This window comes from Micromonospora sp. NPDC051300, from assembly GCF_044455315.1.
In the GTDB taxonomy this organism is placed as follows: domain Bacteria; phylum Actinomycetota; class Actinomycetes; order Mycobacteriales; family Micromonosporaceae; genus Micromonospora; species Micromonospora robiginosa.
Map to the genome: position 1 here is coordinate 188,895 of NZ_JBITEP010000006.1, position 22,352 is coordinate 211,246.

A 22,352-nucleotide genomic window follows, 5' to 3' on the forward strand; every position below is an offset into this window, starting at 1 on the left:
CGCGGCCCCGGGGTTCCCGGGGCCGCGGTGGCGTGCGCGCGCTCAGCCGGCCAGGCGGGCCAGTTCCTCGTCGACGACGGACGGGTCGAGCTTGCGGAACACCGGCTTGGGCGCCGCGAGCGGCCGGCCCGCCTCCAGGGGTACGGACTCCCAGCGCGCGCCGACCGTGTAGTCACCGGTCAGCACCGGGTAGGCCGGCCCGCCGTCGAGGTCGTCGACCTCCTCGATCACCGGCATCGGCGCGTGCACCCCGGTGCCGCCGAGCAGCTCGTGGATCTGCTGCGCGGAGTGCGGCAGGAACGGGGTCAGCAGCGTGTTGGCGTCGCTGACCACCTGGAGGGCGACGTGCAGGATGGTGCCCATCCGAGGCTTGTCGTCGTCGCCCTTGAGCTTCCACGGCGCCTGCTCGGAGAGGTATTTGTTGGCCTCGGCGACCACCTTCATGGCCTCGCCGATGGCCTGCTTCTGCCGGTGCCGGGCGATCAGGTCACCGACGACGGCGAAACCGGCCTTCGCGGTGTCCAGCAGCGCCCGGTCGGCGTCGGTGAGCCCGGCCGTGTCGACCGGTGGGATCGCGCCGAAGTTCTTCGCCGCCATCGAGACGGACCGGTTGACCAGGTTGCCCCAGCCGGCGACCAGCTCGTCGTTGTTGCGACGGAGGAACTCGGCCCAGGTGAAGTCGGTGTCGTTGCTCTCCGGGCCGGCCACCGCGATGAAGTAGCGCAGCGCGTCGGCGTCGTAGCGCTCCAGGAAGTCCCGGACGTAGATGACCACCTTGCGGGAGGAGGAGAACTTCCGCCCCTCCATGGTCAGGTATTCGCTGGAGACGACCTCGGTGGGCAGGTTGAGCCGGCCCAGCTCGCCGGGCTCGCCGTCGCGGGAGCCCGCGCCGGAGTAGCCGCCGAGCAGCGCCGGCCAGATCACCGAGTGGAAGACGATGTTGTCCTTGCCCATGAAGTAGTAGCCGAGCGCGTCCTTCCCCTCGCCGTCCGCCGACCACCACTTCCGCCACGCCTCCGGGTCACCGGTGCGGCGGGCCCACTCGATGGACGCGGACAGGTAGCCGATCACCGCGTCGAACCAGACGTAGATCCGCTTGTCCGACCGGTCCTGCCAGCCCTCCAGGGGGATCGGCACGCCCCACTCCAGGTCCCGGGTGATGGCCCGGGGCTGGAGGTCGTCGAGCAGGTTGCGGGAGAACCGGAGCACGTTGGGCCGCCAGCCCTCCCGGGTGTCCAGCCACTGCCGCAGCGCGTCGGCCAGGGCCGGCAGGTCGAGGAAGAAGTGCTCGGTCTCCACGAACTCCGGCGTCTCGCCGTTGATCTTCGACTTGGGGTCGATCAGGTCGATCGGGTCGAGCTGGTTGCCGCAGTTGTCGCACTGGTCGCCGCGCGCGCTGTCGTAGCCGCAGATCGGGCAGGTGCCCTCGATGTAGCGGTCGGGCAGGGTGCGGCCGGTGGACGGGGAGATCGCCCCGGTGGTGACCTTCGGGACGATGTAGCCGTTGCGGTGCAGCCCGGTGAACAGCTCCTGCACGACCGCGTAGTGGTTGCGGGTGGTGGTGCGGGTGAACAGGTCGTACGACAGGCCCAGCGCCCGCAGGTCCTCGGCGATCACCCGGTTGTAGCGGTCGGCCAGCTCGCGCGGGGTGACCCCCTCGGCGTCGGCCTGCACCTGGATCGGGGTGCCGTGCTCGTCGGTGCCGGAGACCATGAGCACGTCGTGACCGGCCATCCGCATGTACCGGGCGAAGACGTCGGAGGGAACGCCGAATCCGGATACGTGGCCGATGTGGCGCGGGCCGTTGGCGTAGGGCCAGGCGACCGCGGCGAGAACGTGACTCATGAGCGTCAAGACTAGTGATTGCGGTGGGCGCCCCGCGAACCAATAGGGCCGCCGCCTCCGCCGTACGCCCGATTTGTCGTCGACACGCGGCCTGAGCTGCCCGGCGAGCCCGGCGTGGCGGTGTCCAATGAACGTCGTGACCAGCAGACCAGCGGCACCCGAGCCGTCCGCGGCCGACCGGGCCGCGCGGATCCCGGCCGGCGTCCCGGTGGCCCCGCAGCCCCGGCTGGACCCGGCGGACCCCCCGGTGGAGGTGGAGCCGACCACCGGGGCGCCGCGGGACGCCGTGCCCCGCCGGGTGCCGGTGCGGCAGCCGCGCTGGCAGCGGCGCTCCGCCCGGGCGGGCGACGAGGCGACCGGCTGGGCCCCGATCGAGGAGGTGCACTGGGACGGCACGCCGCTGCGCGACGAGCCGCGCCCGCGCGCCGTGGACGCGCCGGCCCGCCGCCGGCCGCCCCGCCCGGTCCACCCGCCGGACCCGCCCGTCGGGCTGACCGTGCTGCTGGCGTTGAGCCTGCTCGCCGCGTTCTTCGCCTGGGTGAGCGCCGGCCCGTTCTGGCTGGCGGTGGGGCACTCCACGGGCGGCACCGTGATGATCACCGAATGCTCCGGGAGCGGGCTAGCCCAGCGCTGCCGGGGGATCTTCGAGGCCGAGCACGACCGCTTCCAGGCCCAGGGGGTACGGGTCAGCGGTGTGCCGGCGGGGCGTACCGCCACCGGCAGCACGCTGCCGGCCCGGATGACCGGCCCGGACGGGGCCACCGCCTACGCGGACCGGGGCGTGGGCGGGCACCTGCGCTGGCTGCTCGGGCTGACCCTGGTGGTGGGCTGCGCGGCGGGGATCGCCAGGTGGACCGGCGCGACCCGGTTGACGGATCAGCGGCAGCGGCGCTGGGCGGTCGGGCTGGCGCTGGCCGGCCCGCTGCTGATCACTGTCGGTTTCGTCGCCGCCGCCTGGTGAGAGGTGTAAGGAGGGGCCCCTTGTTAACGCTTCCGGTAGAGAAGGGGCCCCCTCTCACACCGAGGTGTTAAAAGGGGGCCCCTCCTTACACCTCAGCGGTGCACCACCGCGTAGACCTCGCGGCGACGCAGCCCGTACGCGGTCGCGACCTCGGTGATCGCGTCGCGGCGGGACATCCCGGACACCTCGCGCTCGTCGACCGCGGCGCGCAGCGTGTCGTCGTCGGGGCGGACCGCGGGCGTCGCCGGCGCGCCGGCCACGACCAGCGTGATCTCGCCGCGCACCTCATTCTCGGCGGCCCACGCGGCCAGCTCGCCCAGCGGCCGGCGGACCACCTCCTCGTAGGTCTTGGTCAGTTCGCGGCAGAGCGCGGCGGGCCGGTCCGGGCCGAACGCCTCGGCGAGGTCGGCCAGCGCCCCACCGATACGGTGCGTCGCCTCGAACAGCACAAGCGTGCGCTCCTCGGCGGCCAGCGCGCGCAGGCGGGAGCGGCGGGCGCCGGGGGTGCGGGGCAGGAAGCCCTCGAAGCAGAACCGGTCGCAGGGCAGCCCGGACAGCGCCAGCGCGGTGGTGACCGCGCTCGGCCCGGGTGCGGCGGTGACCGGCACGCCGGCCTCCAGCGCGGCCCGGACCAGGCGGTAGCCGGGGTCGGAGACGCTCGGCATGCCGCCGTCAGTGACCAGGGCGACGGTGTAGCCGGCGGTGAGCACCTCGGCCAGTTCCGGCGTACGCCGTTCCTCGTTGCCCTCGAAGTAGGAGACGATCCGCCCGGGGACCGTCACGTCGAGGTCGCGGGCGAGCCGGGTGAGCCGGCGGGTGTCCTCGGCGGCGACCACGTCGGCGGTGGCGAGGACCTCGCGGAACCGGGTGGACGCGTCGGCCGGGTTGCCCAGGGGCGCACCGAGCAGCACCAACCGCCCCAGGTCAGACATTTCCCCCACGGCGCGCGCTCCCTCATCGACGGTCGTACCAATTTCGGGGACGACGGACGCCACCGGGCACCCTCGCAGCCTACGATCGCCGGGTGACGAGTGCGTCGACAGCACAGGAGCCCTCCACCACCGACCCGGCGGCCGGCTCGCCGGGCGACGACGACGGCGGGGGCGGTGGCATCCCGGCCGCGGTCCGGCGCCGGCTCGCCACCGTCGACGACCAGCTCGGCCGAGGGCAGGCGTGGCTGGCCACCGCCGTGGTGGTGGCGATCGCCGCGATCCTGCGCTTCGTCGGGCTCAGCCACCCGTCCGGCAAGATCTTCGACGAGACCTACTACGCCAAGGACGCCTACGGGTTGATCGACCGCGGCGTCGAGTGGAACTACAAGGACAACGGCCCGTCGTACGTGGTCCACCCGCCGCTGGGCAAGTGGCTCATCGGGCTCGGCGAATGGGCCTTCGGCTACCAGGACGCCGAGACCAACATCTCGGTGCCCGGGCACCTGATGACCACCGCGCCGGAGTTCGGCTGGCGCTTCGGCGCGGCGGTCTGCGGCACGCTGTCGGTGCTGCTGCTGGTGCGCATCGGCCGGCGGATGTTCCGCTCCACCACGCTGGGCTGCGCGGCCGGCCTGCTGCTCGCGCTGGACGGCTTCCACCTGGTGCTGTCCCGCACCGCGATCCTCGACATCTTCCTGCTGCTGTTCGTGCTGGCCGCGTTCGGCGCGCTGGTGCTCGACCGGGACGCCCGGCGGCGGCGCTGGACCCGCGCGTTGGCGGCCGGGCTCGACCCGTCGTTGCCGGGGCGCGCCGGCCGGCCGGCCGGGGGCTGGCGGAACTGGCCGTGGTGGCGGCTGGCCGCCGGGGTGCTGCTCGGCTGCGCCTGCGCGGTGAAGTGGAGCGGCGTCTACTTCGTACCGGCGTTCGCGTTGCTGGTGCTGCTCTGGGAGGTCGGCGTCCGGCGCTCCACCGGGGCCCGCCGGCCGTGGCGCGACGCCGTGCTCGACGAGCTGCCCTGGCTGCTCGTGGCCGGCGTGCTGATGGTGGTCACCTACGTGGCCACCTGGTCGGGCTGGCTGCTCAGCGACGAGGGCTACTACCGCCTGGCCAGCCGCTATCCGAACGTTCCGGGGTTGAGCGACACGCCGTTCATCGGCCCGCTGATCAACCTGTGGGAATACCACAAGGCCGCGTACGGCTTCCACACCCAGCTCGACGACCCGCACAAATACCAGTCCTGGCCGTGGCAGTGGCTGCTGCTGGGCCGGCCGGTCGCGTTCGCCTACAACGGTGACGGCAGCTGCGGCGCGTCGAGCTGCGCCTCGGAGGTGCTGCTGCTGGGCACCCCGCTGCTGTGGTGGTCGTTCCTGCCGGCGCTGGCCGCGACGGTCTGGCTGGGCCTGGCCCGGCGCGACTGGCGGGCCGGCGCGATCCTGCTGTGCGCCGCCGCCGGCCTGCTGCCCTGGTTCTGGTTCGCCCTCGACGGCCGGACGATGTTCTCCTTCTACGCCGCGCCGGCGGTGCCGTTCCTGGTGCTCGCCGTGGTCTACGTGCTCGGCGCGATAGTCGCTCCCGCGCCGGTGACCGGGACGGCCGCGCCGCCGAGCGTCGAGCAGGCCAACGACCGTCGTTTGGTCGGCGGCATCATCGCCGGCGCCTACGTGCTGCTGGTCGCGCTCTGCTTCGGCTACTTCTATCCGATCTTCGTGGGCCGGATCCTGCCGTACGCGGACTGGTCCGCCCGGATGTGGTTGGACGGCCGCTGGATCTGAGCGCGTGGGCGCGCGACGGCCCGGTGGGGAAGCCCACCGGGCCGTAATTGGGTTGCGATCATTCGGCCGGGCTGCATCGACAGGTCGGGCCACGAAAAAGCACGCCCCGATCGCCTGCCACGGGGGAAGCGGGCGATTGGGGCGTGCAAGACAGAGCTTAACCACAGCGCGCCAAACCCACAACGGGTGCGGCCGAGTCAGATTTCCGACCGGCGCGCCACCCCCCGAAAGGTTTACATCGGGCATCTAACGGTGGGTCAGCCCGGCAGAACGTCACGAGTTCGTACCATCGCCGGCCGCGATCCCGGCCGCGCCGACCCGGATGATCTTCCAAAGTGGATCTCACTACACTTCGCCCGGTGATCAACAAGAGACGATCGACGGCCGTCCTGTTCGGACTGCTGGCGGCGACCGCGCTGATCGGTCCGAGCCCCGCCGGGGCCGACGACGAGAGCACCGAACCCGCCGCCGAACCCCCGAAGGTCGAGCTGGTCCTCGACGTGAGCGGCTCGATGCGGGCCCGCGACATCGACGGACGCAGCCGGATCTCCGTCGCCCAGCAGGCGTTCAACGAGGTGGTCGACGGCCTGCCGGACGAGACACAGCTCGGCATCCGCGTGCTCGGCGCCACCTACCGGGGCAAGGACAAGAAGCAGGGCTGCCGGGACACCCAGCAGATCGTGCCGGTCGGGCCGGTGGACCGCACCCAGGCCAAGGCCGCCGTCGCCGGTCTGCGCCCGACCGGCTTCACCCCGGTGGGGCTGGCGCTGCGGTCCGCCGCGCAGGACCTGGGCACCGGCAGCACCGCCCGCCGGATCGTGCTGATCACCGACGGCGAAGACACCTGCGCCCCGCCCGACCCGTGCGAGGTGGCCCGCGAACTCGCCGCGCAGGGCACCCGCCTGGTGGTCGACACGCTCGGCCTCGCCCCCGACGAAAAGGTACGCCGGCAGTTGCTCTGCATCGCCGGGGCCACCGGCGGCACCTACACCGCGGCGCAGAGCGCCGACGAGCTGACCGGCCGGATCAAGCAGCTCGTCGACCGGGCCCGCGACACGTACACGGCCACCCCGGCCGTGGTCGGCGGCACGGCGGCCTGCGACGGCGCCCCGTTGCTCGCGCCGGGCGTCTACTCCGACCGGGAGACGTTCTCCGAGCACCGCTGGTACCGGGTGCCGGTGCGGCCGGGGCAGGAGTTGCGCGCGTCGGTGAGCATCGCGCTGGACCGGCCGGTCAACCCCGACTACGGGGTGCTGCTGCGGGCCACCGCGCCGGACGGGCGGGAACTGGTCCGTGGCGTCGACGCCGGCAGCGGCCGGACCGACGTGGTCTCCGCCGGCCTGCGCTGGTCGGCCGCCGAGGAGGCGGAGGACGCCGCCACCCCCACGCCGACCCCCAGCGGTACGCAGGCCACCCGGACCGTCTGCCTCGTGGTCAGCAACTCGTTCGCGGCCCGGGCCGGCACCCGGGCCGAGCCCGGCATGCCGGTGGAGCTGACCGTGGACGTGGTCGCCGCCTCCCCCGCCCCGGACGGGCCGGACCTCGGGCGCGGCTGGGTCCTGCTGCTCCTGCTCACCCTGGCCGGCCTCGTCACCGGGCTGGTCGCCGGGCTGCTCACCCGCTGGTGGGTCGCCACCTGGAGGGAGAACTGAGGATGCGTACCCTGTTCCGCGCCCTGGCGGCGACGGCCGCCACCGGCCTCGCCCTGGTCCCCTCCGCGGCGCTCGCCGCACCGACCCCGTCGCCGGGCGCGACCACCGTGGCGAAGGCCGGCACCTCCTTCCTCACCGCCACCACCATCGACGCCGGCCAGCCGGTACGCGTCGGCGCCTCGACCGGCGACCACCTCTACTGGTCGTTCCGGGCCGACGCCGGGCAGGTGCACGAGGTCGGTGTGACGGTCACCTTCGGGAAGCCCCGTTCCGGCGCGTCCACCTGGACCGTCGACGTGTTCGACGGGCTGCGTCGCCGGCAGGCCTGCACGGCCGGCGCGCAGACGCCCACCGCGGAGGCGGCCGCCACCGCCGTGACGCTCGGCTGCACGCTACGCCGGGTGCGGCCGTGGGCCGAGCCGTGGTCGGGTGACCCGCTGCCCGGCGTCTACTACGTCCGGCTCTCCGTCACCGACCTGCCCGAGCCCGACCTGGGCGCGCCGATCGACGTGGACCTGGTGGTCGGCGCCGCCGACTCCGGCGGCGCGTCCGGCGACGACGGTGAGCTGGCCGCGCCGCTGGCGCCGAACACGCGGGCCGGCACGGTGCTGGCCGCCGAACCGACGCCCGAACCGGTGGCCGAGGAGGAGACCGACCTGACCGGCTGGCTGCCCGAGGCCGGTTCGCGCTGGGTCTGGACCGGGGTGGGCGGTGTGCTCGCCGCCGTGGCCGGTGTGGGGGGCTTCGCCCTCACCCGCCGGCCGCGCCGCCGCTGAGACCGCGACCGGTGGCCGCCGTGAACCCGACGCGGCGGCCACCGGAAGCGCCGGTCGTCAGACCGGACGCGGGCCCCGTGGCACCCAGCCGATGAACCGGTCCCGCAGCACGGTGACCGGCGCGGAGCGCAGGTCGTGCGTGGCGGCCGCCAGGCAGGATCCGAGGTAGACGCTCAACGACGCCCGATCCACCTGGTATTCGATCAGCAGGTGCCGGCGTTTGGTGGCACAGGGCCACTCGTCGCCGCACGAGCCGCAGGTCCAGTCGGGCGTCACGGGGACGTGCTCGCCGGACCGTGGTTCCGACGCCTCCAAACCGGGGGTCATCGGCCACTCCTTCCATGGATGTCGACGCTGCCTCCCCCCGCAACGTTCCTTCAGCGCCACAGTGCGCTAGGGCGTTACGGTACGGTCACCGCGTGTTCCCGTCACCCACCGACGCTCGTGCATGACCTGTTGCCGCCCACCGTCGCCGTGGCGGTGGCCGGCCCGGCCGACTTCTCCGGCGACCTGTTGCCGGCCGAACGTGCCGCCCTGGGCGACCGCGCGGTGCCCAGCCGCCGGCGGGACTACACCGCCGGCCGGGTGTGCGCCCACCGCGCGCTGGCCGCGCTCGGCCTGCCGGTCGCGCCGGTGCCGGCCGGCGCCGACCGCGCCCCGGTCTGGCCGGCCGGCGTGGTCGGGGCGATCACCCACACCGACGGCTACTGCGCGGCCGCCGTCGCCCTGGCCACGGACCTGCGCGCGGTAGGCATCGACGCCGAGCGACACCGTCCGCTCTCCGAGGGGGTACGCCGGAAGGTGTGCCGCCCCGACGAGGAGGCCGACCTGGCCCGGCTGCCGGCCGGTCCGCCCTGGCCGACCGTGCTGTTCAGCGCCAAGGAGACCGTCTACAAGGTCTGGTACCCGCTCGTCGGCACCTGGCTGGGCTTCCCGGACGCCCGGCTCACGCTCGATCCCGACGCGGGGACCTTCCACGCGGAGATCGCGCCGGCCCGGCTCGCCGCCGCTCCGGTGCCCGATCCGCCGTCGACGCTCACCGGACGGTTCGCGGTGGACGACGGGCTGGTCCGGACCGCGGCCGTCCTGACTCGCCGGTGAGGGGTTGGACGGCCGGGTTGACCCGGGCTTGTACCGTCGTTCCGACTGAAAATCCCGAAGGTGCCCAAGGAGTACGGTGAGCCACCCTCAGCCTCCGTCCGGGTCGCAGGACCCGAACCAGCAGCCGCAGGAACCGCCGACCGAGGCGTTCCCCACCGCGCCGATGCCGCCGGTGTCCGGCAGCCCCTGGGCGAAGCCCGCCCCGGACGCGCAGCCCACCTCGGGCGCGCCGCAGCAGCCGACCTCCGGGGCCCCCACCTCCGGGGCGCCGCCGGCTCCCACCTCGGGCACGCCCTACCCGGCGCCGCCCACCGAGGCGTTCCCGCCCGCGCCGCCCACCGAGGCGATCCCGCCGGCCCCGCCCACGACGGCGTTCCCGCCCGCGCCGCCGACCGAGGCGTTCCCGCCGACCCCGTCCACCACGGCCTTCCCGCCGGCGCCGCCGACCTCGGGCGCGCCGTACCCGCCGCCGAGCAGCGGTCTTCCGCAGCCGGGCGGTGAGTACCCGCAGGCGGGCTCCTACCCGCCGCCGGGTGGCTCCTACCCACCGCCGGGCGGGGAGTTCCCGCAGGCCGGTGGCTATCCGCCGCCCGGCGGCTCGTACCCGCCCCCGGGTGGGGCCTACCCGCCGCCCGGTGGGGCGCAGCCGCCGTACCCGCCCACCTCGGGCGCGCCGTACCCGCCGCCCGGGCAGTACCCGCCGGGTGAGGCGTACCCGGCCGGGCCGTACCCGCCGCCGCCGGGCCAGCCGTTCGGGCCGCCGGCCAAGAAGTCCAACAAGAACGTCTGGCTCACGATCGGCATCGTGGCGGTGGTCCTGCTGCTGCTCTGCTGCGGCGGCGGCATCTTCGCCATCTACAGCGGGGCGAAGAAGACCCAGGAGGCGATCGACAACCTGCCCACGCCGGGCATCACCTACAGCGACCCGGTCGACGCCCCGACCACCGGCGCCCCGACCGCCACGCCGCAGCCGGGCACCACCGACAACGAGACGTTCAACATGCCTGCCGGCGACAAGCTGATCGTCAACGACGACGAGGGCACCGTCGAGATCACGGTCGGCAACTTCCGGACCAAGGACGCCGCCTGCCGGGAGTTCATGCCCGGCCCGAAGAACGGCATGTTCCTGATCGCCGACGTGACCGCCGAGGTCACCAAGGGCACCGGCTCGATCAACCCGTTCTTCTTCACCTGGAAGGGCGCGGACGGCACCGAGGAGAGTGGCATCGGCGGCGCGTTCTCCGGCTGCGGCAAGCTGATGACCTCGGGCAACAACCTGCCGGTCGGCTCCAAGCGCAGCGGCCAGCTCATCTTCGACGTCAAGGACAAGAGCGGCGTCGTCGAGTACGAGCACCACCTGCGTACCGCCGGGTCCTGGAAGCCCTGACCCGCACCACCCCGCACGAGGGGCCGGTCCCGCCCGGGGCCGACCCCTCGTCCGTTCGGGCGGCCTCCCCGATCCATTCGGACATTTCCATGTGCGTGGGCCGCCCACCGCTCGGCAGGCTCGAACCATGGCCGACGAGACCACCATTCCGCTGCTGCCCTGCCGGCTCCTCGACGACGTGGCGCCGTTCTACCAGGCCCTCGGCTTCCAGGTGACGTACCGGCAGGCTCGCCCCAACCCCTACCTGGCGCTGCGCCGGGAGGACCTCAACCTGCACTTCTTCGGCATGCCGGAGTTCGACCCGGCCACCTCGTACGGCAGTTGCCTGGTCGTGGTGGACGACCTGGCGGGCATCCACCGCGCCTTCGCGGCGGGCCTGCGCGCCGCGTACGGGAAGGTGCTCGTCTCCGGGGTGCCCCGGATGACCCGCCCTCGGGCGCGCAGCAACCAGGACGGGCACACCGGGTTCAGCATCGTCGACCCCGGTGGCAACTGGATCCGGTTCGTCGCCCGGGCCGCCGAACCGGGCGACGAGGACCAGAGCCGGCTGACCCGGGCGCTGCGCAACGCGGCGGTGCAGGCCGACTCCCGGGGCGACGCCCGGCAGGCCGCCAAGATCCTGGACGGCGCGCTGGCCCGGCCGGACGCCGCCGACGATCCCGCCGTCCTGGTGGAGGCGCTTGTCCACCGGGCCGAGTTGGCGCTCCTGCTCGACGAGCCGGAGGCGGCGCGGGACCTGCTGCGGCGGGCCGGCGCGGTGCCGCTGGACGAGGAGCGCCGGGCACGGCTGGTGGACACCTTCCAGCACGCCGCCGAGCTGACCGCCACGCTGCCGGCCGACTGAGACCGGCCCGGCGGCGAGAGTCGGACCCCGGTGGACAGCCGTAGGGTGGGTGTACGCGGGGCCGCTGGTCGCCGTGGGTCCGGCCGAGCCGGGGTCCTCGTTCGTCCGGCCAGCACTGCGACTCATCGGTCGGTCCGAATCCCGCCACCTTCGTCGTGGCCGAGTGTCGAACCGTCGGTACGGAGCGCTCCGATCGACCGCTGGCAATTGTTGCCGACGGAAGCAGACTGAGGTGCGTGACGCACCCATCACCGCAGAGCCCCACGCCCGTCCCGCTCGGCGCAGCGCCGGCGTACCCGATGTCGATGTCGTCGCGATGGCGCCGGCTCTCCGTCGGCGCGAAGGTCGCGATCGCGTCCGTGGGCGTGCTGGTGCTCTGTTGCTGCGGCGGAGTGGCGATCGGTATGAGCACCGACTCCCCCGCTGGAACGGGCGGCAAGGCTGCCGCACCAGCCACGTCCACCACGATCGCCGTCGAGGCCGCAGCGCCTGCGCCGGCGGTCGCGGATCTGACGACCTCGGCCCCGGCCGCGTCGCCGACCGAGGCGAGCCCGAGCGCGTCCCCGTCGCCCCAGGTCCAGCTCAGGACCGTCACCTCGACCACCAAGATCCCCTACCCCACCAGGACGGTCAAGGACTCCACCCTGCAGAGCGGGACCAAGAAGGTACGCACACGCGGGGTCACCGGTATCCGCACCCTCACCTACCAGGTGACAGTCACCGACGGCGTGCAGACCGCGAAGAAGTTGATCCGGTCGGTGGTCACGCGGCAGCCGGTCGCCCAGGTCGTCGCCGTCGGAACCAAGCAGACACGCAGGTGCGACCCGAATTACAGCGGGGCCTGCGTACCCGTCGCGAGTGACGTCGACTGCTCGGGTGGCAGCGGCAACGGTCCGGCGTACGTGGACGGTCCGGTCCGCGTCATCGGTAGCGACATCTACGACCTGGACCGGGACGGCGACGGAGTGGGCTGCGACGACTGACGGAGCGCACACCCACCTCACGTACCCGGCGTACCAGCACGTCGGGTGAGGACGGTGGCGCGACGTCCTCGCGCCTATGCTGGGCCGATGGTTCTCGCGGACGCCACCGGGTCCTGGGTCGGCACCAACGGCTTCCGGCTGATGCCCGCCGACCCGCTCGTCGAGTCACCCGCCACGTCGACGGTCGCGACCGCCGCCGGCGGTCACCTGACCACCGTGGCCTACTCGTGGGCGCATCCGGACGACGGCCCGCAGGACGGCCTGGTGGTGATCGCCGCCGGCGAGTCGCCGGGTTCGCTCGTCGCCTGGTGGGGCGACTCCTGGCACCAGCAGCCGACGGCCATGACGCTGACCGGCGCGGCGGCCGGATCAGGCCCGGTGGAGCTGACCGGTGAGTACGGCGGCGGTTGGGCGTGGCGGATCGTGTTCGAGGCAGTCGGGCCGGGGCACCTGCGGATGCGGATGGACAACGTCGTCCCGGGCGACCAGGCCGGGCCGGACGAGCCCGCCGGCCCGTACCCGGTCATGGTCGCCGACCTGCGCCCCGCCTGACCGCCGGCGCGAGTGTAGGCGGGCGGGCGGTCGGGTACCTCGGGCCAGACCCCTTACCCCTGCTCAGGAGGATCCCCATGACCGTCGTGCTCGCCGTTGTCTGCAGCGACGGGGTGGTGATCGGCGCGGACTCCCAGATCACCGAGAGCGACCGCGGCCTGAGCTTCCCCGCCCAGAAACTGCACCCGCTGGGCGAGTGCGCCGCCTGGGGCGGCAGCGGCGCGCGGGGCGTGCTCAACGACCTGCGCCCGCTCCTCCAGGACTCGGCCACGGCCATCCTCGAGGCGCCCGACATCGGCGACGAGTTGCAGGAGCGCGTCCTGCCCGTCTTCAAGAAGCACTACGCGAACTACATCCCGGACGTGCCCGGCGAGGGCAGCGGCGGCGGGGTGTCGGCGTACCTGCTCGCGGCCGGCTACAGCCAGGGTGGCCCGTGGATCGTGGAGATCAACCCCAACGGGCTCATCGGCCGCTACGAGGACGTCGGCTTCCACGCCATCGGCTCCGGCGCGCCCATGGCCCAGCAGGCCGGCGCGCTGCTGTCCCACTTCCGGATGACCACGCGCCCCGTCGAGTTCGGTGTGGTGGGCGTGGTGCGGGTGCTGGAGGCGCTGGAGCGGACCTCACCGTCGGTCGGCGGTCCGTTCAGCGTCGCGTGCATCCGCGAGGAGGGCGCCCACCACCTCGACGAGAAGGAGATCACCAAGGCGCAGAAGGACGCTCAGCGGTGGCGCGACCTCGAACAGGAAGCGCTCGACAAGCTGTTCGACTGACCCGGCGGCTGACATGGAGAAGGCCGTCTCCGATCACCGGAGACGGCCTTCTCACTGGGTGGAGCTGAGGGGATTTGAACCCCTGACCCCCTCGATGCGAACGAGGTGCGCTACCAGTCTGCGCCACAGCCCCTCCGCCGGTTGACCGGCGCAGGTCCCACCCGGCTTTCACCGGGCGGGCCGGCGCCAAGGCTAACAGGTCCCGTCCCCACCACGCGAACCGCCCCGCCCCGGTCCGCCCGCCCGCCCCTCGACGCCGTCGATCATGGAGTTGTGACACCTCCCATGTCGGGCACAGGAGGACAGCTCCTGGCACCACAAGTCCAAGATCGACGAGAGTGGGGTCAGGCGCCTCGGCCGGACTGGTAGGGGCGCCCGCGCAGGCCCCCGGACCGGCGGTAGGAGACCGACCCGCCGCTGGCGGCGGGTGGCAGGTCCGCCGGGCGGTCCAGGCCCATCGCGGTACGCCGGACCGCCTCCCGCTGGGCGGCCAGTCGGCGCTGCGCCTCCCGCCGGGCCGCGGCGCGCCGGGCCTGCTCGCGGCGCACCTCGGCCTGACGGGCGGCCAGCCAGGCCGCCTCGCGGGCGTCCGCGCGCCGCCGCCGGCGCTCGGCCAGCGCCCGCTGCCGCAGGTGTACGACGTACGCGACGAGCAGCGCGCCGGTGACCGAGACGCCGATCCAGAACCCGGGGCCGACCAGCATCACGCCGACCAGCTCGACCAGGTTGAGCAGGAGCAGCGCGGCGAGCACCCGGCGCCGGCGGTAGACCGCAGGGGTGTGCCGCCGGTGCGGCGGATGCCGTCGGCGGGACTGCGCCGGGATCGCCGAAACGGGCCGGAGTCGGCCGGAGCGCCGCCGGACGGGCGGGGCGGAGACCGGCCGGGCAAGACCGCCCGTGTCGGCATCTTCACTCAAGGTGACAACAAGTGCGCGCGGCGGGTGCACCGGCCGGCGTCCGGGCACGGTGCGTCGACGACGCTCGCGCTGGAGCACCCGCGCCGTCGACTGCGCCCGCTCCGCCACCAGCCGCTCGGTGGCGTCGTACCGGCGGACCAGCGCCGGAGCGAGGGCGAGCAGACCGGCGGCGGCGAGGACGGCGAGGAGCACCGACGTCGGCACCCTCACCCCTCCCGTCACCAAGTTCGGGGCGAGCGCCACACGGCCGCAACTTCTTCCGTCGACTCTCGTTAACGGCGCACATCATGCGGACCGACAGCGCTTGCCACAGCTTGCAGTTACTTGAGGTTACGGGCCGCCGACCGAGATCACCGTGCGCCGCGCCGGGCGGTCACCGCCCGAACGGGTCAGTGCCGGCTGTCACGTGCGCGGTGCCAACGGGCCAGCAGCCCGCCCTCGGCGGCCACTTCCTCGCCGGTCATCGCGTATCCGATGTGGTCCCGCCAGGCGCCGTCGATGTGCATGTACCGCACGTGGTAGGCCTCCTCGCGGAAGCCGAGCTTCTCCACCACCCGGCGGGACGGGACGTTCTCCGGCCGGATGTTCACCTCGATCCGGTGCAGGCCACCAGGGCCGAACGCGTGGTCCACGGCGAGCGCCACCGCGGTGGGGATCACCCCCCGCCCGGCCACCCGGGAGTCCACCCAGTAGCCCACGTACCCGGAGCAGAACGCCCGCCGGACGATGCTGCCCACGTTGAGGTGCCCGACCAGTCGCTCCTGCCCGTCCTCGCGCAGGCAGACCGCGAACGGCATGCCGTCGCCGGTGCGCGCCGACCGGCGCTGGTCCGCGTGGACCAGGCGGAACGCGGCCGGCGAGTTCGTCTGGTCCCAGCCACCCGGCACGTGGGACTCCCACGGGGCCAGCCACTCCCGGTTCGCCCGCCGGATCGTCGACCACGCCGCCGCGTCGGAACGCCGGTAGGGCCGTAGCACCACCGGACCGTCGACAAGCACCGCCGGCCACCCCGGCGCCCGCCGGAACATCACCGAACAACACCGATCGCGACTGCGGGGCTCGCAAGCTCACTCCTCGCGCTCACCGGCGCCGGTCCAGCAGCAACACGTCGACCGTGGAACCGGCCGCGGCGGTGGTGACCCGCTCGCCGAGCACCAGCAGGCCGTTCGCCTCGGCCAGGCCGGAGAGCGTGAACGGGCCGCCGGCCATCGGCTGCACGGTGTAGCCGCCGCCGCGTCGTTCGGCCACGTGCGCGGGGCGGAACTCGCGCAGCCCCACCGGGGACGAGACCGTCTCCAGCAGGTGCGCGCGCACGCTCGGCCGGAACACCGGCTCGGCGCCGGCCAGCAGTTGGATGGCCGGGCGGGCCAGCACCTCGAAGCCGATCAGCGCCGCGCCGGGCTCACCGGGAAGACACACCACCGGCACCTCCTCGGCGCCGACCGTACCGAACCCGAGAGCCGTTCCGGGATAGAGGGCCACCTCTGTGAAGGTGACCGGCCCGGCCCGGCCGCCGTCGCGCCGGGACAGGATCCGGCGGACCATGTCGCCCGGCCCGGTGCCCGTGCCGCCGGTGGTGATGATCAGGTCGGCGCGCAGCGTCTGGTCCTCCAACAGGCCGCGCAGCGCCTCCGGGTCGTCGTCGCAGATCCCCACCCGGTACGCGAGCGCGCCCGCCTCGGCCGCCGCCGCGGTCAACGCGTGCGAGTTGGTGTCCACCACCTGCCCGGGCTGGCTGCCCCGGCCCACGTCGACGAGTTCGTCGCCGGTGGCCACGATGACCACCCGAGGGCTGGGTCGCACCACCACGTGCCCGATGCCGGTCGCGGCGAACACCGCCACCAGGGCCGGCGAGACGTAGGCGCCGGCGCGGGCGAGCAGCGTGCCGGCGACCAGTTCCTCCCCGGCGCGGCGCAGCCCGTACCCCCGTTTGGGGGCTCGGAAGATCTCCACCGCGGCCATGCCCTGGTCGGTCCACTCCACCGGGACCACCACGTCCGCGCCGATCGGCAGCGGCGCGCCCGCCGCCACCGAGAAGCAGGCGCCCGGGGTGAGCCGCACCGGTCGCCAGCTCGCCGCGCCCAGGTCACCGACCACGTTGAGCCGGATGCTGCGCCCGCCGGGCATACCGGAGGGGGCCGGGACATAGCCCGGCCCCCGGCTCCCTCCGGAGATGTCCTCCCAGCGCGCGGCGTACCCGTCCACCGCCGACTGGTCGAAGGCGGGGAACGAGTGCGGGGCGACCACGTCCTCGGCGAGCACGTTGCCGTACGCCTGGGTCAGGTCGAGGTCGAGCGGAGGCAGCGCTCGTAACCTGCGCAGCACGCTGCCCAGGTAGTCGGCGAGCGGCGTCAACTCGTTCGCGGCCGCCTCGGCGTCGGCCGTCGCGGTCATGTATCGGCACCGCCGGACGCGTTGCGCAGGCCGTTCAGGACCGCGTCGGTGACCGTCTCGTCGCCCTTGTTGACGAACTCCGCCAGCCACTTGCGGAACTCGGCGCCGAGGTCCTCGCGTTCGGCGGCGATCTGGACCACGGTCTGCAGGTAACCGAGCGGCATGCCGGTGTCGTAGCGGGTGCCCCGGTAGACGATGGCGTGCACCGGCACGCCCTCGGTGCGCAGCAGCTCCATCGCGTCGGTGAGCTGGATCTCGCCGCCGCTGCCCGGCTCGGTGCGTCTGATCGCGTCGAAGATCCGCCCCGGGAGCACGTACCGGCCGAGGACGGCCAGGTTGCTCGGCGCCTCCTCCGGGCTGGGCTTCTCGACCATGCCGGTGACCCGGACGACCTCGGCGATGTCCGAGTATTCCGACTCGGCCGGCTCGACCGAGGCGATGCCGTAGCGGCTGGTCTCGGCCGGGTCGACCTCGAAGAACGCGAGCACCACCCCACCGGTGCGGGCCTGCAGCTCCAGCATGGCCGGCAGCAGCGGCTCGGAGGGCTTGACGAACTCGTCGCCGAGCAGCACCGCGAAGGGCGCGTCGCCGACGTGCGACTCGGCGAAGCCGACCGCGTGACCCAGGCCGAGCTGCTCCGGCTGGCGGCAGGTGTAGATGGCGGCCAGTTCCTCGGTGCGCTTGACCGCGGCCAGCAGCTCGGGCTTCTTGGCGAGCCGTTCCTCCAGGTCGGGCCGGCGGTCGAAGTGGTCGACCATGGAGGTCTTGCCCCGCCCGGTGATCAGCAGCACGTCGGTGATGCCGGCCTGGGTGGCCTCCTCGACGATGTACTGCAGGACCGGCCGGTCGACGACCGGCAGCAGTTCCTTGGGAACCGCCTTGGTGGCCGGCAGGAACCGGGTGGCCAGGCCGGCGGCCGGGATGACGGCCTTGACCGCGCGGGAGCGACCGGTCGCGGCGGTCGCTGAGGGGTTCGCTGAGTGCTCCGACATGCCGCGAGACTATCGGCCACGGCTCTGCCGCGGCGGGTGAGGACCGGAAGACGCGCCGCCCGGCCCGGCGCTCCCCGGGTCCGCCGCGCCGGCCCTGGGCAACCCGTCGGGTGGAACGACCGTGGCGGCCACCACCGGAATCTCCTGGGTGCGCACCGGATCCCCGGCCGGCGCCAGCCGGTAGCCGTCCCGCCCGGCGGCCTTCGCCGCGTAGAGCGCGTCGTCCGCCGCGTCGAGCACCTGCTGCCCGCCGCCGGCGTGGTCCGGGTAGACCGCGATGCCGATGGACACCGTCACCGGCACCCGCAGCGGCTCGTCGCCGTGCCCGTCGACAGGCACCGGGTGGTCGCGCACCACCGCGCCGATCCGCTCGGCGACGATGGTGGCGCCCCGGGCGTCGGTCTCCGGCAACAGCACCACGAACTCCTCGCCGCCGTGCCGGAAGGCCAGGTCCACCTCGCGGATCACGCCGCGCACCCGGCGGGCGAACTCGACGAGCACGGCGTCCCCGGCGGCGTGCCCCCAGGTGTCGTTGACGTGCTTGAACCGGTCCAGGTCGAGCGCGAGCACGCTGAGCATCCGGCCGAACCGGTTCGCCCGCTCCACCTCCCGCCGGATCGACTCGCGCAGGTAGCGGTAGTTCCACAGCCCGGTCAGCGGGTCGGTGAGGGAGAGCCGCTGCGCCTCCTCGTGCACCCGGACGTTCTCCACCGCCACCGCCGCGTGCCCGGCGAACGTCCGCAGCATGACCAGGTCGTCGTCGTCGAACTCGTCGCCGCCGAGCCGGTCGTAGAGCGCCAGCACGCCGAGCGCGGCGCTCGGCAGGGTGGCCGGGTCGCCGTCGGCGGGCGGGTGACCCGGACGCTCCGGGCCACGCGGGTCGGGGGCGGCGAACGGCACCGCCACGTACGTCTCGCAGGTCGGCTCCCCGGTCCGCGCCTCCGGCGGCGTCCACCGGCCGCGCAGCGGCTCCCCGGTGGCGACCACCGCGCCCACCACCCCGGCGCCGACCGGCACCCGCAGCGTCGCCGGGTCGGTCGGGTCCTCGGTCGGCCAGCGGCCGGTCAGCCCCTTGACGCACTGGCCGACCAGCACGCCGTGGCCGTCGAGCAGCAGCACCGCCCCGGCCCGCGCGCCGGTCCCGGCGATCGCGCTGTCCAGGATCACCCGCAGGATGCGTTGCAGGTCGTGCGTGCTGGCCAGCGTGTCGCCGAGCACCACCAGATGGTTGCGGAGCTGGTCCCGGCTGCTGGTCAACGCCGCCACGTAGCTGCCGGTCTCCCGGGTCATCCGGTTGAACGCGCCGGCCAGCCGCCCGATCTCGTCCCGGCTGCGCACCGGCACCCGGGCGGTCAGGTCACCCTGCGCCACCCGGTCCACCGCGCCGGCCAGCTCGACGAGCGGACGGGTGGTCACCCGGGCCAGCCGCCAGGCGGCCAGCACGGCCAGCAGCGCGGCCAGTGCGACCGCGGCGACCAGCGCGCCGTAGAGACCGGGCGGGCGCTGCCCCGGCACCGAGAGCACCAGCGGCAGCGGCTGCCCCGGGGACGGCCCGACCCGGCGCACGTACCGGCCGTCGCCGGTCCCGGCCACCCGGTCCCCGGCCACCCGGCGGGCGGCGGCCAGCACCGCCGCGCGTACCCCCTGCTCCTCGGTCGTGTGGGTGATCCGCCCGGGCGCGTCGAGGAGGGTGATCCCGACGCCGGTCACGGCCGCGAGCCGCGCCACGAAGGCCGGGTCGACGGGCTGCGCGGCGGCGACCGCGCCGAGGTCGGCGCCGGCCGGGTCGCGGAGCCGGACCTGGACGGCGAGCGCCCCCACCGGGCCGGCCGGGGCGCCGGCGCAGTCCTGCCAGGGCCCGGCCGGGCCGCCGGCGGTGGCGTAGCTGGTGCGGCCGCCCGGGTCGACGATCACCACGGCGGCGGCCAGGCCCCGGCCGACCACCTGGTCGGCCGCGCGTGACCGGGCCACCGGGTCGCCGACCAGCGCGACCGCGTCGGCCGCCGCGCGCAGTTGCTGGCAGAGGGCGTCGACGGAGGTACGCACGCCGGCCGCGGCCAGGCCCAGCCGCTCGGTGGCGCGACTGCGGTCGACCGCGCTCACCGTGGCGCCGACGAATGCCGCGCCGAGCAGCACGGGGCCGAGCACCACCACGAGGAAGGCCACCGTCAACCGCCCGCGTAGCGTCAAGCCTTCCCCCCGGAAGTTCCGCGCCCCTTGGTGCGATGCTGACACAGAGCGACCGGTAGGCAAGCGTTGCGTCAGGAGTGTTGCGTGCCGGATTTTTCGGATGAGGTGCACGAGGCGAAACGGGAGCTGCGCGTCGCGCTGCTCGCCGCCCGCCGGTCGCTGCCCGCGACCCGCCGGGCCGGGGCCGCGGCGTCCGTGCAGGCCGAGCTGACCGCCCTGGTACGCCGGCTGCGGCCGGCCCGGGTGACCGCGTACGTGCCGGTCGCCTCCGAGCCCGGCGGCCCGGACCTGCCGGAGGTGCTGCGCGCCGCGTTGCCTGCCGACGCGGAGTTGCTGCTCCCGGTGCTCGCCGACGACCTGGACCTGGACTGGGCCGCCTGGACCGGCCGCGAGTCGTTGCGGGCCGCCGGCCGGGGGCTGCGCGAGCCGACCGGGCCGCCCCGGGGCCGGACCGCCGTGGCCGGGGCCGACCTGGTGGTGGTGCCGGCGTTGGCGGTGGACCGCCGGGGCGTGCGGCTGGGCCGGGGCGGCGGCTCGTACGACCGGGCGCTGGCCCGGGTGCCCGCGACCGTGCCGACGGTGGCGCTCCTGCACGACGGCGAGCTGGTCGACGTGGTCCCCGCCGACCCGCACGACCGGCCGGTGCACTGCGTGATCACCCCGGCGGACGGGCTGGTGGCGGTGCCGGGTGTGGGACCGGGCGCTTCCGCTGGACGAATCCGGGTGCGATGACGCACCATTGGCACTCGAAGACCACGAGTGCCAGACCGGCTGTGCCAGATCCGGAGGAGAACGTGCCCACGTACCAGTACGCCTGCACCGCGTGCGGCCACCAGCTCGAGGCGGTGCAGTCCTTCTCGGACCAGCCGCTGACCGAGTGCCCGGCGTGTGAGGGGCGGCTGCGCAAGCTCTTCAACTCGGTGGGCATCGTGTTCAAGGGCTCCGGCTTCTACCGCACCGACTCCCGTTCGTCCGGTTCCGAGAGCGGCACCTCGAACAAGCCGGCCAAGTCGGAGTCGTCCACGTCCTCGACGTCCGACTCGTCGTCGTCCGGTTCGTCCTCGTCGAGTTCGTCCTCGTCGGGGTCGTCCTCGTCGGGGTCGTCGTCGTCGGCCTCGTCGTCGGGGGCTGCTGGCAAGGCTTCGGCGGCCAGCTCCGCCTGACGTCCGCGCTTTGCGAGAAGTGGCCGCCCCGGTCGGGGCGGCCACTTTTCGTGCGCGCCCGCCTTCGGCGGGAAGGCGGGGCCCCCGCTTAACGCATTCGGTAGAGGCGGGGCCCCCGCTTAACACCTCTTCGGCCGGCGCGGCCGCCTCGCCGGGCGCCGGCACGACGCTCGGGGCGTTCACCGCGTGGCGGGTTATCCACAGGGCGCTCCGAGGGACGACGCGGAGCGGTGGAGCGCGCCTAGCCTGCTGACGGGCCGGCGGCGGTCGGGCCCGGCCGGATCGGGCCGGGCCGGCCGGTGGCCGGGACGGTGGGACGGGCGGGAGGCCGCGGTGGCGGACACGGAGTCGACGTTGCGACCGGTGCGCTGGCGCGGGCTGCCCCGCCGCCGGACGCTGCTGCGGGTGACGCTGGTCGCGGTGCTCCTGGGGCTGGCCGCGGCGGTGCTGCAGACCCCGGCCGGCTGCCCTCCCGGGTCGTCCTTGACCACCACCGGCAGCACGACGGCGCCCTCGGCCCGGTCCGGCGGAACACCGGAGCTGCCGGCCGGGACGGTCGGCGTGCCGATCCGGCTGGCCGAGCCCGCCGCCCTCGCCGTGCTGCGCCCGGGCGCCCGGGTCGATCTGCTGGTGGTGCCGGCCGGCGGGTCACCCGACCCGAGCCTGCTCGCGCCGCGCGCGCTCGTGCTCGACGTGGTGGGCGCGACCGGGGCGGTCGACGGGTCCTCGGCGCTCTACCTGGCGCTGCCGCCGGAGCAGGCACGGCGCGCGGTCGGCCTGCCCGAGGGCAGCCGCTTCGCGGTGGTGGTGCGCGGGTGAGGTCAGTCCCAGTGCGGCGGGCGCTCGGCGAGCAGCCAGTCGTCGCTGCCGCCGGGGCGCTCGCCCCAGCCACGGTCGGTGTCGTCGGTGGTCTGCTCGGGCAGCACCACGAAGTCTTCGCTGAGGTCGACCACGCGGTCGTCGTCGCCGCGCGCGACCCGGATGCCGGGTTCGGTCACGAGCAGCAAGGATACCGCCGCCGGGCGGGCAGCTCGACCCTCCCGGCCGTCCGAGATCCTGGTCTCTGCCGACCCGGCCCCGCCGTCTCCGGTCGGCTGGCCCGGCCGCGACGTCGATGC

Annotated in this window: 22 protein-coding genes, 1 tRNA gene and 1 pseudogene; 13 read left to right on the forward strand and 11 right to left on the reverse strand. The window is 74.3% G+C overall.

The genetic code is table 11. The features are described 5' to 3' along the window. Positions 1–42: 42 nt before the first annotated feature. Positions 43–1,845, reverse strand: a complete 1,803-nt coding sequence (gene metG / locus ACIA5A_RS09420; RefSeq protein WP_396758554.1) for a methionine--tRNA ligase — start codon at positions 1,843–1,845, stop codon at positions 43–45. A 127-nt stretch (positions 1,846–1,972) separates the two neighbouring features. Here metG and ACIA5A_RS09425 point away from each other — a divergent pair, with 127 nt between their 5' ends. Continuing rightward, entirely contained in the window at positions 1,973–2,806 is an 834-nt protein-coding gene (locus ACIA5A_RS09425) for a hypothetical protein (protein WP_396758557.1), read from the forward strand. 92 nt (positions 2,807–2,898) lie between these two features. On the opposite strand, the gene rsmI is transcribed toward ACIA5A_RS09425, so the two are convergent. Beyond that, positions 2,899–3,738 (reverse strand): 16S rRNA (cytidine(1402)-2'-O)-methyltransferase, encoded by an 840-nt coding sequence (gene rsmI / locus ACIA5A_RS09430; RefSeq protein WP_396758811.1) that lies wholly within the window; start codon positions 3,736–3,738, stop codon positions 2,899–2,901. 92 nt (positions 3,739–3,830) lie between these two features. Between rsmI and ACIA5A_RS09435 the strand changes: the two genes are divergently transcribed. From ACIA5A_RS09435 to ACIA5A_RS09445, 3 genes are all read left to right on the forward strand, one after another. Beyond that, on the forward strand, positions 3,831–5,510 hold the full coding sequence (locus tag ACIA5A_RS09435; RefSeq protein WP_396758560.1) for a dolichyl-phosphate-mannose--protein mannosyltransferase: 1,680 nt from the start codon (positions 3,831–3,833) through the stop codon (positions 5,508–5,510). Between the two features lie 359 nt (positions 5,511–5,869). Continuing rightward, positions 5,870–7,162: a VWA domain-containing protein gene (locus tag ACIA5A_RS09440; RefSeq protein WP_396758562.1), complete on the forward strand. Its 1,293-nt coding sequence runs from the start codon at positions 5,870–5,872 to the stop codon at positions 7,160–7,162. Between the two features lie 2 nt (positions 7,163–7,164). Next, positions 7,165–7,938, forward strand: coding sequence for a peptidase (locus ACIA5A_RS09445; RefSeq protein WP_396758565.1), 774 nt, complete (start codon positions 7,165–7,167; stop codon positions 7,936–7,938). 57 nt (positions 7,939–7,995) lie between these two features. Here ACIA5A_RS09445 and ACIA5A_RS09450 read toward each other — a convergent pair whose 3' ends face one another. Continuing rightward, positions 7,996–8,265 (reverse strand): hypothetical protein, encoded by a 270-nt coding sequence (locus ACIA5A_RS09450; protein WP_396758568.1) that lies wholly within the window; start codon positions 8,263–8,265, stop codon positions 7,996–7,998. Between the two features lie 117 nt (positions 8,266–8,382). On the opposite strand from ACIA5A_RS09450, the gene ACIA5A_RS09455 reads away from it, so the two are divergent. The 6 genes from ACIA5A_RS09455 to ACIA5A_RS09480 all read left to right on the forward strand — a co-directional run bounded on the left by ACIA5A_RS09455 (position 8,383) and on the right by ACIA5A_RS09480 (position 13,578). Continuing rightward, a complete protein-coding gene (locus ACIA5A_RS09455) occupies positions 8,383–9,039 on the forward strand; it encodes a 4'-phosphopantetheinyl transferase (protein ID WP_396758571.1) in 657 nt (218 codons plus the stop codon). A 76-nt stretch (positions 9,040–9,115) separates the two neighbouring features. After that, positions 9,116–10,426, forward strand: a complete 1,311-nt coding sequence (locus ACIA5A_RS09460) for a hypothetical protein (protein ID WP_396758574.1) — start codon at positions 9,116–9,118, stop codon at positions 10,424–10,426. Positions 10,427–10,553: 127 nt separating this feature from the next. Next, a complete protein-coding gene (locus ACIA5A_RS09465) occupies positions 10,554–11,270 on the forward strand; it encodes a VOC family protein (RefSeq protein ID WP_396758577.1) in 717 nt (238 codons plus the stop codon). A 305-nt stretch (positions 11,271–11,575) separates the two neighbouring features. After that, entirely contained in the window at positions 11,576–12,253 is a 678-nt protein-coding gene (locus ACIA5A_RS09470) for a G5 domain-containing protein (protein WP_396758580.1), read from the forward strand. Between the two features lie 87 nt (positions 12,254–12,340). Further along, positions 12,341–12,805, forward strand: a complete 465-nt coding sequence (locus ACIA5A_RS09475) for a hypothetical protein (protein WP_396758583.1) — start codon at positions 12,341–12,343, stop codon at positions 12,803–12,805. A 77-nt stretch (positions 12,806–12,882) separates the two neighbouring features. Continuing rightward, a complete protein-coding gene (locus ACIA5A_RS09480; RefSeq protein ID WP_396758585.1) occupies positions 12,883–13,578 on the forward strand; it encodes a proteasome protein in 696 nt (231 codons plus the stop codon). 59 nt (positions 13,579–13,637) lie between these two features. Here ACIA5A_RS09480 and ACIA5A_RS09485 read toward each other — a convergent pair. The 6 genes from ACIA5A_RS09485 to ACIA5A_RS09510 form a co-directional block, all read right to left on the reverse strand. Then, a tRNA-Ala gene (locus tag ACIA5A_RS09485) sits at positions 13,638–13,711 on the reverse strand. 211 nt (positions 13,712–13,922) lie between these two features. After that, positions 13,923–14,705: a hypothetical protein gene (locus tag ACIA5A_RS09490; RefSeq protein WP_396758588.1), complete on the reverse strand. Its 783-nt coding sequence runs from the start codon at positions 14,703–14,705 to the stop codon at positions 13,923–13,925. Positions 14,706–14,884: 179 nt separating this feature from the next. Further along, positions 14,885–15,523 carry a GNAT family N-acetyltransferase gene (locus ACIA5A_RS09495; protein ID WP_396758814.1) on the reverse strand — a complete coding sequence of 213 codons (639 nt, stop codon included), beginning with the start codon at positions 15,521–15,523 and terminating at the stop codon, positions 14,885–14,887. Positions 15,524–15,575: 52 nt separating this feature from the next. Continuing rightward, positions 15,576–16,889, reverse strand: a complete 1,314-nt coding sequence (glp, locus tag ACIA5A_RS09500) for a gephyrin-like molybdotransferase Glp (RefSeq protein ID WP_396758591.1) — start codon at positions 16,887–16,889, stop codon at positions 15,576–15,578. Next, the gene (locus ACIA5A_RS09505; protein ID WP_396758594.1) at positions 16,886–17,881 is read right to left on the reverse strand and encodes a UTP--glucose-1-phosphate uridylyltransferase; all 996 of its coding nucleotides are present in this window, start codon (positions 17,879–17,881) and stop codon (positions 16,886–16,888) included. Before ACIA5A_RS09505 ends, glp begins: the two co-directional genes overlap by 4 nt. Positions 17,882–17,890: 9 nt before the next feature. Then, positions 17,891–20,071 (reverse strand): diguanylate cyclase, encoded by a 2,181-nt coding sequence (locus ACIA5A_RS09510; RefSeq protein WP_396758597.1) that lies wholly within the window; start codon positions 20,069–20,071, stop codon positions 17,891–17,893. A gap of 84 nt (positions 20,072–20,155) precedes the next feature. Between ACIA5A_RS09510 and ACIA5A_RS09515 the strand changes: the two genes are divergently transcribed. Together ACIA5A_RS09515 and ACIA5A_RS09520 are read left to right on the forward strand one after the other, a co-directional pair. Continuing rightward, positions 20,156–20,803 (forward strand): 5-formyltetrahydrofolate cyclo-ligase, encoded by a 648-nt coding sequence (locus ACIA5A_RS09515; protein ID WP_396758600.1) that lies wholly within the window; start codon positions 20,156–20,158, stop codon positions 20,801–20,803. After that, a pseudogene (locus ACIA5A_RS09520) lies at positions 20,800–21,006 on the forward strand (FmdB family zinc ribbon protein); the annotation flags it as partial. The gene ACIA5A_RS09515 and the pseudogene ACIA5A_RS09520, both read left to right, overlap by 4 nt. Positions 21,007–21,020: 14 nt before the next feature. Here ACIA5A_RS09520 and ACIA5A_RS09525 read toward each other — a convergent pair. Continuing rightward, entirely contained in the window at positions 21,021–21,209 is a 189-nt protein-coding gene (locus ACIA5A_RS09525) for a hypothetical protein (protein ID WP_396758826.1), read from the reverse strand. 358 nt (positions 21,210–21,567) lie between these two features. Between ACIA5A_RS09525 and ACIA5A_RS09530 the strand changes: the two genes are divergently transcribed. After that, on the forward strand, positions 21,568–22,053 hold the full coding sequence (locus tag ACIA5A_RS09530) for a flagellar biosynthesis protein FlgA (protein ID WP_396758603.1): 486 nt from the start codon (positions 21,568–21,570) through the stop codon (positions 22,051–22,053). A 2-nt stretch (positions 22,054–22,055) separates the two neighbouring features. Here the strand turns inward: ACIA5A_RS09530 and ACIA5A_RS09535 are convergent, their stop codons facing one another. Beyond that, positions 22,056–22,238, reverse strand: a complete 183-nt coding sequence (locus tag ACIA5A_RS09535) for a hypothetical protein (RefSeq protein WP_396758817.1) — start codon at positions 22,236–22,238, stop codon at positions 22,056–22,058. Positions 22,239–22,352: the final 114 nt, after the last annotated feature.

Bases quoted from the DNA above. Each gene is read 5' to 3' on its own strand.
- metG (WP_396758554.1), bottom strand. From the start codon at position 1,845: ATGAGTCACGTTCTCGCCGCGGTCGCCTGGCCCTACGCCAACGGCCCG.
- ACIA5A_RS09425 (WP_396758557.1), top strand. From the start codon at position 1,973: ATGAACGTCGTGACCAGCAGACCAGCGGCACCCGAGCCGTCCGCGGCC.
- rsmI (WP_396758811.1), bottom strand. From the start codon at position 3,738: ATGTCTGACCTGGGGCGGTTGGTGCTGCTCGGTGCGCCCCTGGGCAAC.
- ACIA5A_RS09445 (WP_396758565.1), top strand. From the start codon at position 7,165: ATGCGTACCCTGTTCCGCGCCCTGGCGGCGACGGCCGCCACCGGCCTC.
- ACIA5A_RS09450 (WP_396758568.1), bottom strand. From the start codon at position 8,265: ATGACCCCCGGTTTGGAGGCGTCGGAACCACGGTCCGGCGAGCACGTC.
- ACIA5A_RS09465 (WP_396758577.1), top strand. From the start codon at position 10,554: ATGGCCGACGAGACCACCATTCCGCTGCTGCCCTGCCGGCTCCTCGAC.
- ACIA5A_RS09470 (WP_396758580.1), top strand. From the start codon at position 11,576: ATGTCGTCGCGATGGCGCCGGCTCTCCGTCGGCGCGAAGGTCGCGATC.
- ACIA5A_RS09475 (WP_396758583.1), top strand. From the start codon at position 12,341: ATGGTTCTCGCGGACGCCACCGGGTCCTGGGTCGGCACCAACGGCTTC.
- ACIA5A_RS09480 (WP_396758585.1), top strand. From the start codon at position 12,883: ATGACCGTCGTGCTCGCCGTTGTCTGCAGCGACGGGGTGGTGATCGGC.
- ACIA5A_RS09495 (WP_396758814.1), bottom strand. From the start codon at position 15,523: ATGTTCCGGCGGGCGCCGGGGTGGCCGGCGGTGCTTGTCGACGGTCCG.
- glp (WP_396758591.1), bottom strand. From the start codon at position 16,889: ATGACCGCGACGGCCGACGCCGAGGCGGCCGCGAACGAGTTGACGCCG.
- ACIA5A_RS09505 (WP_396758594.1), bottom strand. From the start codon at position 17,881: ATGTCGGAGCACTCAGCGAACCCCTCAGCGACCGCCGCGACCGGTCGC.